This is a genomic window from Mastigocoleus testarum BC008 (assembly GCF_001456025.1).
GTDB lineage: Bacteria > Cyanobacteriota > Cyanobacteriia > Cyanobacteriales > Nostocaceae > Mastigocoleus > Mastigocoleus testarum.
Genome location: NZ_LMTZ01000002.1, coordinates 53,186 through 70,602, shown reverse-complemented (window position 1 = coordinate 70,602; position 17,417 = coordinate 53,186). Strand labels below are relative to the sequence as shown.

General features: G+C 37.2%; 12 protein-coding genes. 1 reads left to right on the top strand and 11 read right to left on the bottom strand.

What is annotated here, in order from left to right; genetic code table 11:
- Window positions 1-145: 145 nt before the first annotated feature.
- The 3 genes from BC008_RS01305 to BC008_RS01295 all read right to left on the bottom strand — a co-directional run bounded on the left by BC008_RS01305 (window position 146) and on the right by BC008_RS01295 (window position 4,611).
- A complete protein-coding gene (locus BC008_RS01305; RefSeq protein WP_027845420.1) occupies window positions 146-1,141 on the bottom strand; it encodes an AAA family ATPase in 996 nt (331 codons plus the stop codon).
- A gap of 416 nt (window positions 1,142-1,557) precedes the next feature.
- Window positions 1,558-3,366 carry a variant leucine-rich repeat-containing protein gene (locus BC008_RS01300; RefSeq protein WP_027845419.1) on the bottom strand — a complete coding sequence of 603 codons (1,809 nt, stop codon included), beginning with the start codon at window positions 3,364-3,366 and terminating at the stop codon, window positions 1,558-1,560.
- 594 nt (window positions 3,367-3,960) lie between these two features.
- Entirely contained in the window at window positions 3,961-4,611 is a 651-nt protein-coding gene (locus BC008_RS01295) for a HEAT repeat domain-containing protein (protein ID WP_027845418.1), read from the bottom strand.
- 469 nt (window positions 4,612-5,080) lie between these two features.
- Between BC008_RS01295 and BC008_RS01290 the strand changes: the two genes are divergently transcribed.
- On the top strand, window positions 5,081-5,341 hold the full coding sequence (locus BC008_RS01290) for a hypothetical protein (RefSeq protein WP_153009504.1): 261 nt from the start codon (window positions 5,081-5,083) through the stop codon (window positions 5,339-5,341).
- Window positions 5,342-5,551: 210 nt separating this feature from the next.
- Here BC008_RS01290 and BC008_RS01285 read toward each other — a convergent pair whose 3' ends face one another.
- From BC008_RS01285 to BC008_RS01255, 8 genes are all read right to left on the bottom strand, one after another.
- Window positions 5,552-7,021, bottom strand: coding sequence for an aldehyde dehydrogenase family protein (locus tag BC008_RS01285; protein ID WP_027845417.1), 1,470 nt, complete (start codon window positions 7,019-7,021; stop codon window positions 5,552-5,554).
- A gap of 209 nt (window positions 7,022-7,230) precedes the next feature.
- Entirely contained in the window at window positions 7,231-7,650 is a 420-nt protein-coding gene (locus tag BC008_RS01280; protein WP_027845416.1) for a TIGR02588 family protein, read from the bottom strand.
- Window positions 7,647-8,561, bottom strand: coding sequence for a TIGR02587 family membrane protein (locus BC008_RS01275; RefSeq protein WP_036267311.1), 915 nt, complete (start codon window positions 8,559-8,561; stop codon window positions 7,647-7,649). The genes BC008_RS01280 and BC008_RS01275 overlap by 4 nt, the downstream gene beginning before the upstream one ends.
- Window positions 8,562-8,925: 364 nt before the next feature.
- Window positions 8,926-10,200: a mannosyltransferase family protein gene (locus BC008_RS01270; RefSeq protein WP_027845414.1), complete on the bottom strand. Its 1,275-nt coding sequence runs from the start codon at window positions 10,198-10,200 to the stop codon at window positions 8,926-8,928.
- 459 nt (window positions 10,201-10,659) lie between these two features.
- On the bottom strand, window positions 10,660-12,879 hold the full coding sequence (locus BC008_RS01265) for a single-stranded-DNA-specific exonuclease RecJ (protein ID WP_058182978.1): 2,220 nt from the start codon (window positions 12,877-12,879) through the stop codon (window positions 10,660-10,662).
- A gap of 208 nt (window positions 12,880-13,087) precedes the next feature.
- Window positions 13,088-14,881 (bottom strand): serine/threonine-protein kinase, encoded by a 1,794-nt coding sequence (locus BC008_RS01260; protein WP_027844639.1) that lies wholly within the window; start codon window positions 14,879-14,881, stop codon window positions 13,088-13,090.
- A 792-nt stretch (window positions 14,882-15,673) separates the two neighbouring features.
- Complete coding sequence (locus tag BC008_RS50245; RefSeq protein WP_201026065.1) at window positions 15,674-15,811, bottom strand: hypothetical protein; 138 nt, start codon at window positions 15,809-15,811, stop codon at window positions 15,674-15,676.
- Window positions 15,812-15,827: 16 nt separating this feature from the next.
- The gene (locus BC008_RS01255; protein ID WP_027844640.1) at window positions 15,828-17,399 is read right to left on the bottom strand and encodes a YcjF family protein; all 1,572 of its coding nucleotides are present in this window, start codon (window positions 17,397-17,399) and stop codon (window positions 15,828-15,830) included.
- Window positions 17,400-17,417: the final 18 nt, after the last annotated feature.

Below are 17,417 nucleotides of genomic sequence, written 5' to 3'. Positions count from 1 at the left end.
TGATTTAAGCCGGTCCTTAAAACCCTTGATATTACAAGGCTGAATTTAATTCACATTAGCCGTTACTCATTACTGTGCGCTTACGCGCCCCGCTGCGCTAACATTACTCATTACTTTTAACTTCCGCTTCCCTGTTTCCTTAAAATCAAATTAATTCTTGAAAATCTTGAATAAATTGCTGAAGCTTGGGGTCTTTCTGGACTAGTTGTGCGAGGTGTCCCATTTGTCCTTTATTTCGCATCATGCGGCACAAGTCTGCAACAAATAATTGTACCCACTCTGCTGTTGCAACTTGACTTAACCAAGTAAAGGCATTGTAAGCCTCATCTGCATTTTTGGCTCGCATAGTTAAACCAATTGCTGTTGCATATCTGGCGCTTGGTTCTTCAGGAAAGAGAATATTTTCAGCTTCACCTTCTAGGATTGGAGCAAGACTAGGTAGGGTTTGATAAAGACTGATAAATGCTACAAATTCTCCTGCAGTAGCTTCACCTACAGCCGGGGCAATACTTAGTCCGAATTCATGTAACTTAGATGCCATTGCCCAAGACCGTGGAGATGGCCAAGCCGCCTGTTGAGAGTCAAGTTTGTGTAACAATGTGGAGCGAAAAGAGAGAAAAGCAATAATTTGTTCGTGGACTCCATTTGTTAAAGCGTAGGTTTTAAAACTTTGAAAATCTGGCTCCACTTCCAAATGTAAAAATCTATTGGCGAGGGGAGATGGCATATCAAAGACAGCAGCGCGGTCTTCTTTACGGTTTCCAGCAGCCCACACATACCAACCTTCGGGTACGGAATAGGAACCAACTTTTCGATCTAAAATCAATTGCTGTGCGACTCCTTGCATAGCCGGTGGAGCCATATTTAATTCATCTAAAAAGAAAATCCCAGCACCATTACGGGGTAAAAACTCCGGTGGATACCACTTGGAAGTATTATCTACTGCTACAGGTAAACCACGTAAATCGGTTGGTGCTAGTTGAGACAATCTAACATCGACAAATTCTAAATTATTTTCCTTTGCAAGCTGCCCAACAATACTAGATTTACCAATCCCGGGAGCGCCCCAAATCATTGTGCTGATTTTAAGGTTTTTACGAATAAGGTGTTCTAAATAAATTTTTAGTTCGCTGGGAGTCATAGAATTTTAGATTATGTCCTGCGGATAGGTCAGACAAATAGATTGATTAATTAGGGCTTGCTGAATTAATCAGGTTTTAAATCTAAATCAATTAGATTTTGAAACTACATTTTGCGTAACTTCATGTAGATTTGAGATTACACACCCTATTTTTTTTACTTGCTAATTGTTCCAAAAATTTTTGAAGAGTGCTAGAGTGATTCGCTACAGCTGCAAGAAGTTTTATCAGTTAATGCGCTACCGCGCACGCTACGCTAACAGTTAACAGTTTATGGCTAACGCCACGCCCTTACGGGCTACAGTTATCAGTTACCACTTTCTGTTCCCCATACCCTGTTCCCTCCTGTAACAGTTAAAATTTCCTGTTCTCTGTTCCCCATTCCCTTTCAACTAGATAGTTTAATTTACAGGGGGAGTTAAGAGCGATCGGGATGGTTTTTCTTTGATGAATACAATACTTTTAGCGATCGCTGAGCAAATTTACGAACTTCTATCTCTTCATCTGCAACTAATTTTTCTAAACTATCAATCGGTGTTTCTGGATGTTGAGCAGCTCTTAATCTTTCTTTTCTGATAAAACTTTCAGCCAAAATTTTCAAGATTTTTAAACGGATATTTTTTGTTGTATTCGGATGTTCTAACACCAAAGTGCAATATCTATGAAATTCTGATAATTTTTCCAATACTAACGGGGGTGTGTTGGGATTTTTGACAATGCATAATCTTAAATCCGAATATCGAACTAGTTCTGTAAGCACATGTTCTGGCGTATTAGGATTTCTTGCAACAGCTTGACGTACTTCTAAATGGCGATCGCTAGCAAGTTTTTCCAGGACAAATGGTGGTGTGTTGGGATTTTGGGCGACATTACGACGTATTTTTTTCCACGAACTCAGCGCAAGTTTTTCCAAAATGTGTTGCGGTGTACTGACATTTTTTGCGATTTCACGACGAACTTCTGGTGATGTTTTGACCCATTGGATTAATATTCTCAGAGGAGTCTGGGGATGTTGAGCAACATACTTACGAACTGATAAACGTTCATTCATTGCTAAACGCCATAAAACTTTCTCCATCACTTCAGGGGAAGTACTGGGATGTTGGACTAGCAACAAATCATATAAAGGATTTTTTGATAGTTTTTCAAGTACAAATGCTGGACTATTGGGATTTTCCGCTACAGCTTTGAGTACGTCACCCCGACTCTCTTTAGTAAGTTGAAAAAGAATTTCGGCGGGAGTATGGGGGTTTTCCGCTACAAATAAACGTAGTTGATGTACTTCCACAGCTTGTACTAAGACATTTTTAGGTACGTTGGGATGTCTAACGACCATTTGACGTACCCTTAGCTCGGGATGTTGGATTAATTCTGTAAGTAGGTCGCCAGATAGATAACGGTTGTAAGCCAGAAATCTCATTTCATGGACTCGATAATCCATTGCTAATCGAACTATCAATTTCTTTGATAAATTGGAGCGTAAAGCTATGGCTTTTTTTGCTTTGCTATGTCCTTTCCCAATCAGTTTTTCTAAAACATGTGTGGGTGTATGGGGATGTTTAGCTATTCTTGTCTGAATTTCAATATCATCATTCCAATTCAATTCTGAATGTTCTGCAATTTTTCCCAAAATGTTGGGGGGAGTTTTGATTTGACTAGCCAAATACCGACGTACAGAAGTGGTACCGTATTTCACTAATTTTTCTAATACCCTTTCACTTAGATCTTTGCGTTTAACAATACATAAACCCAAAGCATTATCATGTTTACTTTTAATTGCTAATTGCTCAAGAACATTTTGTGAAGTTTGGGGATGTTTTGCTACAGCAATTAAAACTGCTGAATTATCAAGGTTTGCAGCACCAAGCAATAGCCATTGTGGAAGATTATCTTGTTTTAGCAAATTTATTAATGTCCAAAAAGGTATTTCGATATAAAAATTGGGTTTTTCGATTAACAGTAAATTAATGACTGGATTTGCTAAAAATTCTTGAGGAAACTTAGATGCTAATTTCAGTAAAATATCTTTTGGTGTATTAGGGTTGTTGGTAACTCCTGCAAGAATTAAGTCATCTTCCCTAGCTGCTAAGTCTTTTAATAATTCGGGGTCAGCATTAGAATTCCCTGCAACTAATCGTGCTAATTCAATATTTTGTTTGGCAAGAATCCTTAGCGTTTCAGGTTTAGTATTTTCATCAGCCGCTTGTTGTTCCGGAGTTAAGTGCATTGTGGTAGCCCTTATAATGCCGATTTAATTACTGTTGAGATAAATCCCTGACAACAAAAATTGACAAACTGGGCAAGCAATAAGAGTATTTGGTAATCTATTTTTAGATATGTCTTAATATATGATTTTATTTATTTTTTAATATCTATTCAATTGTTTGTATTTATTTTCATTGGCTAGTATCAGAATCAAGTTTGATTGTTAAAATTATTGTTATAAAGAGAGGGAACAGGCAACAAAAAGTGTGTTGTTAGCAAAGCATGCTGTAATCGTTATTTTTTAATCTAAGGGCAGGTTATACTAACAAAAATATGCGGAGGGTTTTTATATTTTGTAGTATCGGTCATTATTAATACTTAAGCCGCTCATCAATCATTAAAATCACTAATTAAGTTTTGTTTAACAATATATTATTGTACTTAGGTAGCTATGTAGTTTTCTAGTAAAAACGTTACACATTACTTTGATTAATAGACTAGTTAATATTTATATTGAATTAAAATATTGTTTTCTCATTTACTTTCGTATAATATACAATTCCCCGGACATCTTTACTGCTATAGACTTTTTATCTATTTCCTAGTTTCAAAAAAATTATTCTTCGTAACAACTAGCTCTCACTATAAGACTTGGATCTCGAGCTAATTTTGCCAGTATATTAAAGGGTGTATTATGATTAGCTGCAACTTCTCGACGAACCTCCGCTGTTTCATCACTTGCTAAATATTCCAAAATATCTATTGGAACATTAGGATTACGAGCAACGGATTTTCTCACGGAATTATCCCGGTCTGAAGCAAGTTTTTTTAAAACACAAGTAGAAGAATTATAATTAGCCGCTACTTGGAGACGAACAAATGAATTTTTATCTTCAGATAGTTGCTCCAAATAAAATTCAGGTGTTTTCGGACTAGATGCAACTGCACTACGAATGGTTTCATTTACATGAAATATTGCCCATTTATAAAAGAAATCAGGTAATTTATGTTTATGAAAAACCAACTTATTAGACTCATAAATTTCTGTAAAGAAATCAGGTCTTTCCAGTAAAATTAAACTTAATCCAGGATTATGTAAAACTTGAAGTGGAAATTTATCAAATAGTCTCACTAATATATCTGGTGGTGTATTCGGGTTTTTGGCGATCACTTGGCGAACTTCTCGATCTAAACTTTTGGATAACTCTTTAAGACGAATGGCTGAAGTATTAGTATTTAATACCTCCCTCTCTAGAATTGGCTCCATAGTTTTATATTCAAATATTTACCTGCTATTATTTATATTAAAACAACTAAGATTTATAAGTATTGATATTTTGTATGAAAGAAAACACTTCTTAAAAAAAATAATATAAATGAGTAAAAATGCTTTATTTTATCTTGAAAATAAATGATTAATTATTAAAAAGGTGAAGATTATTATTTCTCATCTTATTATTGGTTTTATGTATTGATATATACTATAAGTATAAGATTCCGGTTTGATTATTGGAATTATTCTTAAAGGTAGGGAACAGGGAACAGGGAATAGGGAACAGGTAACAGAAAGTGCATAAATAAATAAGATAGATCGAAAATTTATGAATAAAAAGCTTAGAATTATTGAGTAATTATTTCCGGAAATTCTAGCGCATTAAGTAATGGTAACTTTTGTTGTCATCATCAATACAATTATTTCACTGATATTATTTAGCGCAGCGAATAAAATCTGGCTAATGAAAAAAAAACTGACAATAGTTGCTGATTGTTTTGTTGCAATTGAGATTAGTACAGGTAAATTATTAAGTAAAACACCACGTACTATTTATTTGGGTAAAGATCGTGTTAGTAATCTGCGTTACGAGCACCAATTATTACAACTACGGATCCAACAATTCCAGCAGATTATTAGTTTAATATTTTTGGGAAGACAAATGTGGCGTCGCTATCTGCAATTTTCACCGCTAACCAAAAGCATAGATCGTAGGGAAAGATAATGTAATTAGGGTTTGCTGTAAAAAAATTTTTTAGTTAAAAGCAGATAGAGACGTAGTAGTACTACGTCTCAAAATCTTTTGGGAGACAGGGAATTAGATAATCCCAAAAAATCCCAAAAGTTAAATTAGCTCCGTGCAAATAAATCCTAATAACCAACGACAACTAAATTACTTGTCATAACTACTTTTGATTTCTCTCCCCTGGGACGCTCATAATTTGACAGTGACAGTTTTTACTTCTGTGTAATGCTCTAAACAATATTCGCCTAGTTCACGTCCCATACCTGATTGTTTGAATCCACCGAAAGGTGCAGCAGCATCAAAAATATGATAGCAATTGACCCAGACCGTACCAGCACGAACGTTATTGGCGATCGCATGGGCTTTGGTAATATCTTGGGTCCAGACACCAGCAGCAAGACCGTACATGGTGGTATTTGCTAGCTCAATGACCTCATCGATGTCTTTGAATTTGATAATGCTCATTACCGGACCAAAAATTTCCTCTTGAGCAATTTTCATCTCATTTTTGACATCTGAGAATACTGTAGGTTGAATAAAGAAACCACGATCGCCAACTTGATGACCGCCACATAACATTTTTGCACCTTCGCGCATACCAGATTCAATGTAGCTCATCACTTTATCGAATTGGTCTTTGTCCACTTGCGGACCTTGCTGGGTATTAGAGTCAAATGGATCGCCGACAACACGCTTTTTAGCTTTCTCTACACTAAGTGCAACAAACTCGTCATAACATTTTTCTTCTACGAACAGACGCGAACCTGCATTACAGCACTGTCCTTGGTTGAAGAATAAGCTGTGATGAGCGCCTTCAATTGCTGCATTCATATCTGCATCTGCAAAGACGATATTTGGGCTTTTACCACCAAGTTCTAAAGTTACTCGCTTCAGATTACTTTTAGCTGCAGCTTCCATCACTAAGTGTCCGACCTCAGTAGAACCGGTGAAAGCCAATTTATCCACATCCATGTGGCGAGCGATCGCAGCTCCAGCGGTGGGTCCATATCCCGATAAAATATTAACTACTCCTGGGGGAAAACCAGCTTCAATTATTAATTCCCCGACCCGCAATGCTGAAAGAGGGGTCTGTTCCGCAGTTTTCATCACCACTGTGTTACCAGTACATAAAGCAGGTCCCAATTTCCATGCTTGCATTAGTAATGGAAAATTCCAAGGGATGATTTGACCCACCACACCCACTGGTTCGTGACGAGTGTAGCAGAAATATGGCCCATTAATAGGAATGGTCTTACCTTGTACCTTGTCTGCCCAGCCGGCATAATAACGATAACAACGGATAACTAAGCCCAAGTCGCCGTAGGAAAGTTGTAGGGGCTTACCATTATCTAAAGTTTCCAGTTGCGCTAACTCATCGATATTTTGCTCAATTAAGTCTGCCAACTTGTAAAGTAATTCGCCGCGACGGGTTGCGGACATCTGACGCCATTCTTTACCGTGAAAAGCATTTTTAGCGGCTTCTACAGCCTTATCCACATCTGCTGCATCTGCTTCAGCTACATTGCAGATTACTTCACCTGTCGCAGGGTTAATCGTTTCAAATCTTTTACCACTAACACTTTCTACCCATTCGTTATTTATTAGTAGTTTGGTTGGACCGATTTTCACCCGTTTTTCTGGCCTGGTTGTTGTAACCATATAGTCCTCCAATACTTATTTTTTAAAAGTGTTTTGAACGTATTTATATGCTGGTTCGGTTACATAATACTTCTTGATTTTTTTATCTATATTTAACTTTTTCTTTACATAAGATTTACATTAACCCTATGATGCTAGAAAACCCTTAGTTCCCAGTTGCTAGTTTCTAATTAGATGACGAAATTATTCAAATAAAACTTAACGAAACACTACGGTAATTTGTAGCTTGCAACCCGAATCATTAACTCTCCTTCTTGAGGATTTTTAGTAAAAATGAATGCACCTTCCTTTTTCTCTTTTCTCGATAAAAAATCAATTTCTTGCTGTCCAGTTTGTTCGACTTCACCGTTGAAGCTTAATTCAGCAATTATTTGAACTGAAGCGGCAGTTTTTCCACCTTTATTCAGTATCTTAAAGGGTACATAAAAATGTCCGTTTTCTTTCCGCATAGCTTTTTCCCGAGTAACAATCAGGATTGGGGGTTCTTGTTGTGAGTCTTGAAACCAAGTGAAACCAACCAGGGAAATAACTACTATCAGGAGTGAGGAAGCAACGCTAAAAGTAAGCCACTCAGCAAAAGAACGTTTCTGGAGTTCCCTTGTATCTCGCCCTTTCTCCGTATCAATCATATTGCTAACCTCCCTGCAGCACCACCAATAGTTGTAGGCAATCCCAGCAATAAGGTATATTCTAACCAAACAGTCCAAGGGTCATTCCAAGTTAGTTTTTGAAAGAACCACAACATTGCTGCAGCTGCAATTAAAGATACCAGATAACAAATAATGGTTTCGCTAAATGGTGTTTGGAAAATCCCACGATGCTGTTTGCGCTGTTCTTCAGCAGTAAAACCAGCTTGAAACACTATTCCGTAAGAGATTAATAAGGAAGTGGCAACAATAGATAATAGCCATGGTTCTGAGGTCGCAGCAGCAAGAAAGAGAATTTCATCAGTGGGAGCAATATTAAAACCGATAACTGTAGCGCCAATCAAAGTTCCACTTAAATCTGATAATGTTGCATTCACTTTAATTTTTTTTTGTTTAATTCTGCTCCCTGGGGAATTTTTCCCCTCAGAACTCAAAAGTTGATTTGCTAATGCAACTCCCAAACTAAACGGTACGCTCTCAAAAATAATTTTACCTAAAGCTTCTTTAAGAGCAATTACGGAAGATAATTCTTGGAGTATCAACAATATGAAAGCAGAACAAAATAAACCTATAGCCATCGCTTCTATGGTTTCTGTTATTGCTTCGTAGTGTCGAAAAGCGTTTGTGCGGTGGCGAAAACCTTCAGAACGATTAAGTAAGAACACTACAATAAAAGTTAATGTCAGTGCCAATAACATCATTGCTGGTGTTGCAGACGAGCCGATCCACCATACTTCCATTGTGTAAAGCAAGGGAATTCCAAATAAAAAACCTCCACATATTCCTCGAACTATATCGTTTAGTTCCCGTCTCCAAGGATTTATGGTTCTATTTCGTAGTTGATGCTTCTTCTTACCTGAGGCGTTAGATTTTCCTTGTCGAGAGGTTTTCATCTGCAGTACCGTGCTTTTAGAATAAGCGATCGCCCAATCGACTTCACATCTTTAGATTTTTATAGATTAAATTCTTACGCTACAAAACCAGTATACAAGAAATATGGCTTGGGTTAAGAAAAGGTTATTAAGGAATAACTTTAATTTGAACTCCAGCTTCTAGGTTATAACTCTCTCCAACCGTAAGTATGGCGAAGCAAAAGCACGAAATATATAAAATATTAACCCCCCTGCATATTGCAGAGGGGAACGGAATACGGGGGAGCCAGATCAAGTTTAATCTGTTAGTGGGAAATTGTCGCGGATAAAAAGTGAAATATTCATCCAATAGTAATACCAATTATTTATTCGGATGACAGTTTTCTCAGCCCACCCAAAGTTGTTGAGTAAATCTTACAGATAGACTAGCTAGGATAATTGCAAAAAAACTTAAGCTTAAATACCCCCAACGGGAATAACGAGATAAAAGTATCCCCAATACAAGACTAGTAGAGACAATACCGTAACTCAAGCGACTTAGTGACATAGTGCTTCCAGAAGCAAAAAGTAATCCCAAGCCACACCACCCATATATAACCGTGATCGTACTAAGCTCCTGGCGCAGGTGCCACAATAAATAACTACTACCAATGGTCGCCATAGTATTTACTAAGGGATCTCCAGCTAATAACCAAAGTAAGAAAGTTAAAACAATAATTCCACTACCAACTTTTTCTGTACCCACTTTGGATCGGGAACGCCATAATAAATAACCCAGAGTAATAATCAGTGTAAATAAAATTGGATGCCAAGGATCTTGAATTGACCCATGTTTCCAATTGCTCGTACCTGCAACTATTTGCACTAACATTTTCAACCAACTTTGCCATTCAAATCCTAAAGAATCGCGCCATCCTTTCTGAGCAATGATAAAAGCAAGGGGTTCGCCAAATTGAATGGCACAATAAAGACTATATAGAAGCAAACCAATCGCAGTAGCGAATCCAGCAAAATATGCACCTATTGGTTTACGCTGCTTCCAAGCAGTAATTATAAAAGTTGGAACAAGAGCGATTCCCGTGGGACGAGTTGCTGTAGCCATTGCACCCCACAAAGCAGTCCAGATATATTGCTTGCGATCAAAAGCTTGTAATGCTGCAATGCTAAGAAATAAATAGAGCCCTTCAGTATAAATGACACCTGCAAACATGGAAGCTGGAACCCAAGCTAGAACTGCAATAGTCCAGATTGCTGCTTTAGTGCCATTATGGTGTTTAATCCAGAAGTACAAACAATAACATGCCAAACAAAATGACAAGTTATTCACTAACATTCCAGCAATTTCAAACCGCAAACCCAAAATCATCAATCCCCTTAGCACCAAGGGAAATAGGGGAAAGAAAGCGACATTATGTTCTCCACCGTCGTTAGCAAATTCGTAGCCATTTGTAGCGATATTGTAATAATGTCCGCTGTCCCAAAAATTAAAGACTTCCCAACCAAATTGAGGAGATACACCTCCGGGAGGTGCGGGTAAGTTGGGAGCCACGTACAGCATTATTATCCAAACTAGTAATCGACTACTCAGCCATATTGCACCCGGAAATAAGATGTCATTTGTCCATAGAAATTTTCTGCCAAATAACTGAATTTGCACCATAAACCAATTGCATTATTGGGACATATTTGTAACAATTATTTGTCACAAAGGTAGAAAACATTGGTATCGTATAAAACATTTAATTGTCAAATAAAAAACTAATTGGGGCTTGCTGAATAGTTTAAAAATTGGCGTTGCTGAAACAATATTTATTTTCACGAAATTTATTTTCACGAATGATTTAGAAATGAGAATTTAATAACTTGTAATATCATGTCCGGTAAAACACTTGCGATAAGGTTCGTAGTAGCGCTTGAGCGCTAATACGCCAATATCTTTACTATGGGGCTAAAGCGCTACTACAAGCATATTTTTTCATAAGTAATTAAGCGGACATGATATGATTCTGAAATTTGGAATGGTGCGTTACGCAATGCTAACAGCACCCTACTTTTGTACTTTATTTAATCCATATTCCTTAAATCTACATTCCTTAAGATTGCTATATAGTATGAATTTTTAAATATCCTCTAAAAGTCTCGATAAAGCATTCCAAGCGACTTGAATAATTACTTGATAGCGTTGTTCGGATATATCAACAGTTTGTGCTTCTTGGCGATTTGCTCCTAGTAAACCGGTATTTTTTCCCAACTCGACAGCTAAAACAATACCTTCTGGATTTTTAATTCTTAATTCGCCTGAAAACTGATTGGGATAAATCGCACAGATGTAGTGACGCTGATTGTACTCAAAAGAACTTTTAATTGGTTTTTTTATTACTTTGGGAAATAAATTAGAACGGTCTGGAAGTCTAACTCCTAATATTTCCAATTCGATAGTGGTATTACCATTAAAATGATTTTCTCGAAGTTTATAAGCGATATCTACTCGTTTGGGTAAAGGGAAATAATCGCGCCAGCGCCATGCGATCGCCTTAATTTTATGATTTCGATCGCCAATAGTTTGGCACAATGTTAATTTAATATGACCTTTACCAACTGTTTTTTGGTCCATAACCTGGACGTCAGGGGTCCAAAATATCGGATCGGGATTTTCTATCCCACAGGGTTCTAAAGTATTTAATTCCTCATAAAGCTCATGATTGATTCGATCGAAGTTTATTTGAGCATCAATTTTGAGAAGAGATTTAAGATGGTGAACTTCTAAACACTGATTAGCAAATTCACTCAAGCGTTGACGGAAAGCATCTAAGTTTTTTGCAGGTAAGGAAAATCCCCCCGCAGCTTTATGTCCACCATATTTACCTAACAGGTCGTCGCAAAATTCTAAGGCTTCAAATACATGGAATTCGGGAATTCCCCGCGCAGAACCGCGAATAGTTTCATTATCTTCGTAGGTACCGATAAACACCGGAACGCCATAACGTTCTAATAACCGAGAAGCAACAATACCAATCACACCATGATGCCAATTTGGTTGTACGATTACCAGTACCCGGTCATCTTTGAGAGATAAAAGATATTCTGTTTCTACAACTGCGATCGCAGCATGCTCAATTTCCTCACACATTTCCTGACGTTGACGGTTAATACCCTCACATTGCATTGCACGTTCGAGGGCTATTCCCATATCATCAGTGGTGAGTAATTCAATAATTATTTGGGGGTCACCAATTCGACCGATCGCATTAATTCGCGGTCCCAAGCGAAAACCAATATCTTCTGGTTTTAAAGTTTTTAAAGATTTATTATTAGGATTTCGATTTAAATTATTAGTCGTATTTGAATTTATATTTGAGCTTGAATTTATATTTGAGTTTGAATTTATGTGCGATCGTGAATCTGAATTTATATTTGCATTTGGAGTTAGCGATGGAGAATTATTTTGTGATTCCATACCCCTTGCTTGCACCCCAGACATTTGAATTAGAGCTTGGACGCCAGGTAAACTTGATTTGGGTAATAATTGTAAACCACGTTTAAGCCAGCGACGATTCACCCCAATCAAAGGAGCCAAATCTGCAATGGTTCCCAAAGTAAATAATTCCAGCATCGGCTTGTTTATATCTTGCACCGACCCCATTTGTTGAGCCAGACACACCGCCAAAATATATGCTACACCTACCCCAGCAACTCCATAGTAAGGAGAAGCCGGTGAAATTAATTTGGGATTGAGAATAGCATTAGCTGGGGGTAACTCTTGGGGAATATCATGGTGGTCGGTGACAATTACTTTTAAACCCAGTTCTCTCGCTCTGGCGATCGGTTCAAATGCAGATATACCGTTATCTACCGTTAGAACCAGCCCAACACCTTCATTATGGAAATCTTCAATGATACGTTTGTTAATCCCATAACCTTCATGCATGCGACTGGGGATCGCATAATCTACTTGAGCACCCAACCAACGCAAACTTCTTAATAACAAAGCAGTAGATGTCATTCCATCGGCGTCATAGTCACCGCAAATAGCAATTTTTTCTTTTGTAGCAATACTGTGTTGTAATAACTCCAGACTAATAGCAAGATCGGGAAATTCTTCCAACGGGGAAGGTAATTTTAATGATTCTGGACTTAAAAAGACCTGTGCATGTTCTACTGTTTCAATTCCACGATTAATTAGTAGTTGATTAATGATGGGCGATAAATTCGTGGATTCAGCCAGCTTGTTTGCTAATTCTAAATTCTGCGGGTATATGTACCAGCGCTGATTAGGTAAGCGTTTGCGATTTTGTGAAATTTCGGGTTTAGAAAATTCTGATTTAGATTGATAGGTCATTGGTAATTTGTCACTATGTGTTGGTCATTTGTCATCTGCCATTTGTTTTACATCTGCAAAAATTATCGGCTTCAACCGAAGTTCTTGTAACGAACGACCAACGACTAGCGACCAATTACAAATTACAGTTACCAATTATAAATTACAAGTTAGCTATTACCGTTCATAGAAAGTAAGCATCCCAATTTTGTAAAACTGGGATCCCTCCTTAAATATTGATTTCTTGCAAAAAATCACCTGGTTGAAAATGATTAAACTGTGTGGTTGATTTTTGTGGTACAGATTCTTCAGGTTGTAAAGATTCGATTTTACTAGAAAATTTGCTCGAAACTTTGCTCGAAACTGAATTATCTTTTGTTGTTTGCGAACCTTGTTTTTCCTCATATTCCATAAGTTTTACTTGAGCAGTAGGATATGCTGAAGAATTTTTCGGAACCTGACGGAGGAATTTTAAAGCAATATCAAATCTCTTTTTCTCTGCTTGGTTATAAGCTTGTTGCAATAGGTGAACAGAACGAATATCTCGCTTTTGTTTATATTCTGCTAGTTTTTGTTGTACCAGACTTCCAGTAGAGTTTTCAGCTGGAATTTGACTCAAGTATTCTAAAGCAGTACCAAAATTTTTTGACTCAGCTTGTTTGTAAGCTTTATTTAATAAATTCTGAGTTTGAGTTTCTATCTTGGCTTTAGCTTGTTCAACTAACTTATCTGATTTAGATTGCCAATATAGAATATCAGGAATTAAATTTGCAGCTTGGATCGCTTCCGACCATTTCTTCTGATTCAAAGCCGTTTCGGCTGCTTGATATTGCTTTGCTGCTATTTTCCATTCATTTTCCCATTCATCAATAGTATTTTGAGCTTCAGAATAGACTTTACTACTATTGGGGATCGACCTCATCAAGGCGACCGCTCGGTCTAGATCGCCTGATTGAAATTCTTCTGTTGCTTTGTATACAGCCTCTTTCCCTACATATCCTGGAGAGTTTTGTACCAGGGAATATACCCCCAAACCCATAACCAGAGAATTAGCCGCTAAGCCAAATTTAATTCCTGTAAGAATGGAAGGCTTTGAAGATGAAGACTCTCGCTCGTTTTCTATCAGATCTTCATAGAACGCACTATAGTTGGGTTGAATAACTGTTGGTTTTCTAGCTTCTGCTGGAATTTGTTGGAGTACTTGTAAAACTTCCGGGGCTGACTGAAAGCGTTGATTGTGGTCGTAACATATCATTTGACTGATAATTGCAGCAAGATAATCGCTAACTACAGTCTCTTTAGAACGCCAGATAATTTCGTTGGATTCGGGATCTATTTTTAATTGCAATGGAGTCAAACCAGTCAAAGCTTGAATTGCAATCATACCCAAAGCATAAATATCACTATTGGGTTTTGTTTGACCAATAAACTGCTCGGGTGGAATATATCCTAAAGAAGTTACGGGAATTCTGTAAATCGGAAGTTCTGCATCAATACCAAAATCAATTGGTTGTATAGAACCAAAATCAATCAGGACTAACTTATTATCAGAAATGCGCCTGATTAAATTTTCTGGTTTGAGATCGCAATGAATTACACCTCTGGCATGAATAAATTCTAGAATATTTAAAACATCTTCTAAAAAAGAAATTACCTCACCTTCGCTCCAAAGATAGTTTAAATCTCTTTGAACTGGTAATTCTGCACTTAGTGAGTGTCCTTCAATAAATTCTTGTACTAGATAAAATCGCTCATCTTCCTCAAAACAGGCTATAAGTTCTGGTATTTGGCTGTGATGTCCCAGTTGAATTAAAGTTTCGGTTTCGGTAAGAAAGCGTAACCTCAATGTTTCTATATAACTAGGTAGAGAACTACTGACTTTTAATTGTTTAACTACGCATTTAGGGTTTCTGGGGTGGTCTACATCTACAGCTATGTATGTTTGACCAAAAACCCCCGCACCTAAGCTTTGGACAATTTGATAACGCGCTTTTAATACTTTACCGATCGTGGGGAGAGTCATGAGTTGGCTGTTTATTCACTCCTAATCTATTAGTTCTGTAATTTTTAAGACTTTCCGGAAATGAAGTAGAAAATGATACACATATGTTTTGTACTGGCTCGCTATATTTGAATAGCTACTGCGGTTTATTGATCAATTGGTTTATATTTAAGGAATTTGGATTCCCAATAAATAGTATTCGAGAATACAAATTAATTGGGTTTATGTAATTTTATTTTTGTGTTGCTTTAAACTCGATTGTTTTTATTGATTCACATGCAAGTTTTAAGTATTTTAATTCTAAAAAATATCAACAATGAAAATATTATCACCAAGAGAGCATAGTCAACTATCTTAAAGTTAATATTTCATGCTTACAAATTATAAAGTCCATTTAATAATAAAAAATACACGCTTTTTATCAAGCAAATAGCTTTAATAGTATTTCTTAAAGTCATCATTTTGTAATTAAAAATACTAACATTATGATGATTTAAGGCTGAATTAAAAGTTTCACACAGCATGATAGTTGACCTGTGAAATCTATGAATTTAGTTTTTGTAAAAAAAGGTGTGAGGATATGAGCATGTAGTATAAATACAAATTTTAGATACAGAGTAAGGAAAACTCTAAGTATTAGTTGGTGTACTAAGAAATAAATTTAGGTAGAAATTTTATCTGTCAATATTACAGATAAATATATTCAGACAAAATTGTTTATTATGTTACAAAAGTCATGATGCCAAGCATTTATTTTTAGGTATGCATAATAATGCAAGTGGCAAACATAAATCTCAAATTTTGTAATTTTAGCTACGATAAAATCATTGATAAAAAATAGTATTCAAGTAGAGATAAAGATAATTTAACTAAGATTGCAACTAAAAATATACCTACCCACATTCCCCACTCTTCCCACACTTCCCATTCTTCCCACACTCCCCATCTCATTTCAAAAAAGGGTAATTCACCCGGATTTAGTATCACCTTGCTCTAACTCTTCTTCTATCGGTTCCGATTTATTAGTTAGGGGTTTTACAACCCGCGCGATCGCTTCTTGGATAAAAGCCTTAACAAACTCATCTCGGCGGTTGAGTTGAAATTGTTTTTGTACCACTTCTGTCATTCCTCCATCACCCCAATCTTGATCGTGACGGAAATATTCCACAAAACTTTTTCCAGCAATCCGTGTGAGGTAAGCCGCGGTTACGCCTTGGATTGCTTTACCGATAATTAAGGTACCAATATTTAGCTGTAACGCCGTAGAAACTAATTGTACGGCACCTTTAACAATCCCCAAACTTGTAAGAGTTTTTGCCAAAGAAAGCGCCAACTCCCGTCCGCGCTCCATATTTAATTCGCAACCATAGATTCTGCCAATTTCTACTACCATTTGTGCATTAACTGCAGCAGTTGCAAGTAAATCAACAACAGGTAAAGGTGTTACTGAAACTACACCAGCGCTGATCCACTGAAAACGCTCTACAATTTTATCAGCTTGACGGCGACGCTGGGCATCAATTAGTTTGCGTGCTTCTTCTCCCAAGCGCATAGATTGCAGCAAAATATTATCTGCAACTAAGTCTTCACCTTCGGAACGTAAAATAGCTGCCATTCTGCGCATTAACGGCAAAATGTCGAAGTCAGGTTGGAATATATCCCCACTTTCCAACTCTACAGCTTGGGGATTTGCAGTTATAGCGACAACATCATTAGCTGCAATAAATCCTCCTACCCGTTGTCGCAATCTTGCTAAAATTCTTTCTTTATCTTCTTCTGTATATAAATCTATTTTATTAAGTACAACGATCGAACGCTTACCAATTTCCGCTAATGCTTGTAATGGTTCATACTCAGAAAGTCGCAAATCGTTATCTACCACAAACAATAGTAAATCTGCTTCAGTTGCCAAAGAACGGGCTAATTCTTCTCTTTCAGTTCCTGCAACTCCTGCTTCTAAAATTCCAGGTGTATCGGTAATTAATATTTTCCGTTCTAAACCTTTGAGGCGCAAACAGTAGGTTTCTCCTACTTGGGTTGTTCCCATTGGTGAATCGACTTTCCCAACCATACGCCCAATGATGGCATTAACTAAGGAGGTTTTACCTGCACTCCCCGTACCAAATACAACTACCTGAATCTCACCACGGGTTAAGCTAACTTCAATTTCTCGAGATTTAGTGAGTAAAGCTTGGCGGGTCACTTCATCTTGAATTTGTTCGACTTGCTGTTTCACAGCTTTGAGGGTTGAAGAAGCAACTTCTGTTCTGGCTTCTGGTATTTTTAACTGGGGGGTTTTCCTCCCGGAACGTCCTCGAGTGCGCTGTTCTCCTACTTTAATTATCCAAATATAGTAAACAAAAGCTGCAATAATCACTCCAAGTAAAACAATCAGCAATAATAACAACAGATTGCCCAAAAAAGGAGAAGAATATGACAACTGCCAATACAGTCGCGACAAAGAATCAATCAGCCACAGGCTGAGTGCCAAAATAACAATCAGACCGATAATCAGCGTAACTAGGCGCGATACAGGCATTAGATCAGAATGAACAGC

Bases quoted from the DNA above. Each gene is read 5' to 3' on its own strand.
- BC008_RS01260 (WP_027844639.1), bottom strand. From the start codon at position 14,881: ATGACTCTCCCCACGATCGGTAAAGTATTAAAAGCGCGTTATCAAATT.
- BC008_RS01300 (WP_027845419.1), bottom strand. From the start codon at position 3,366: ATGCACTTAACTCCGGAACAACAAGCGGCTGATGAAAATACTAAACCT.
- BC008_RS01305 (WP_027845420.1), bottom strand. From the start codon at position 1,141: ATGACTCCCAGCGAACTAAAAATTTATTTAGAACACCTTATTCGTAAA.
- BC008_RS01265 (WP_058182978.1), bottom strand. From the start codon at position 12,879: ATGACCTATCAATCTAAATCAGAATTTTCTAAACCCGAAATTTCACAA.
- BC008_RS50245 (WP_201026065.1), bottom strand. From the start codon at position 15,811: ATGAGATGGGGAGTGTGGGAAGAATGGGAAGTGTGGGAAGAGTGGGGA.
- BC008_RS01275 (WP_036267311.1), bottom strand. From the start codon at position 8,561: ATGAAAACCTCTCGACAAGGAAAATCTAACGCCTCAGGTAAGAAGAAG.
- BC008_RS01295 (WP_027845418.1), bottom strand. From the start codon at position 4,611: ATGGAGCCAATTCTAGAGAGGGAGGTATTAAATACTAATACTTCAGCC.
- BC008_RS01280 (WP_027845416.1), bottom strand. From the start codon at position 7,650: ATGATTGATACGGAGAAAGGGCGAGATACAAGGGAACTCCAGAAACGT.
- BC008_RS01270 (WP_027845414.1), bottom strand. From the start codon at position 10,200: ATGGTGCAAATTCAGTTATTTGGCAGAAAATTTCTATGGACAAATGAC.
- BC008_RS01285 (WP_027845417.1), bottom strand. From the start codon at position 7,021: ATGGTTACAACAACCAGGCCAGAAAAACGGGTGAAAATCGGTCCAACC.
- BC008_RS01290 (WP_153009504.1), top strand. From the start codon at position 5,081: ATGAAAAAAAAACTGACAATAGTTGCTGATTGTTTTGTTGCAATTGAG.
- BC008_RS01255 (WP_027844640.1), bottom strand. From the start codon at position 17,399: ATGCCTGTATCGCGCCTAGTTACGCTGATTATCGGTCTGATTGTTATT.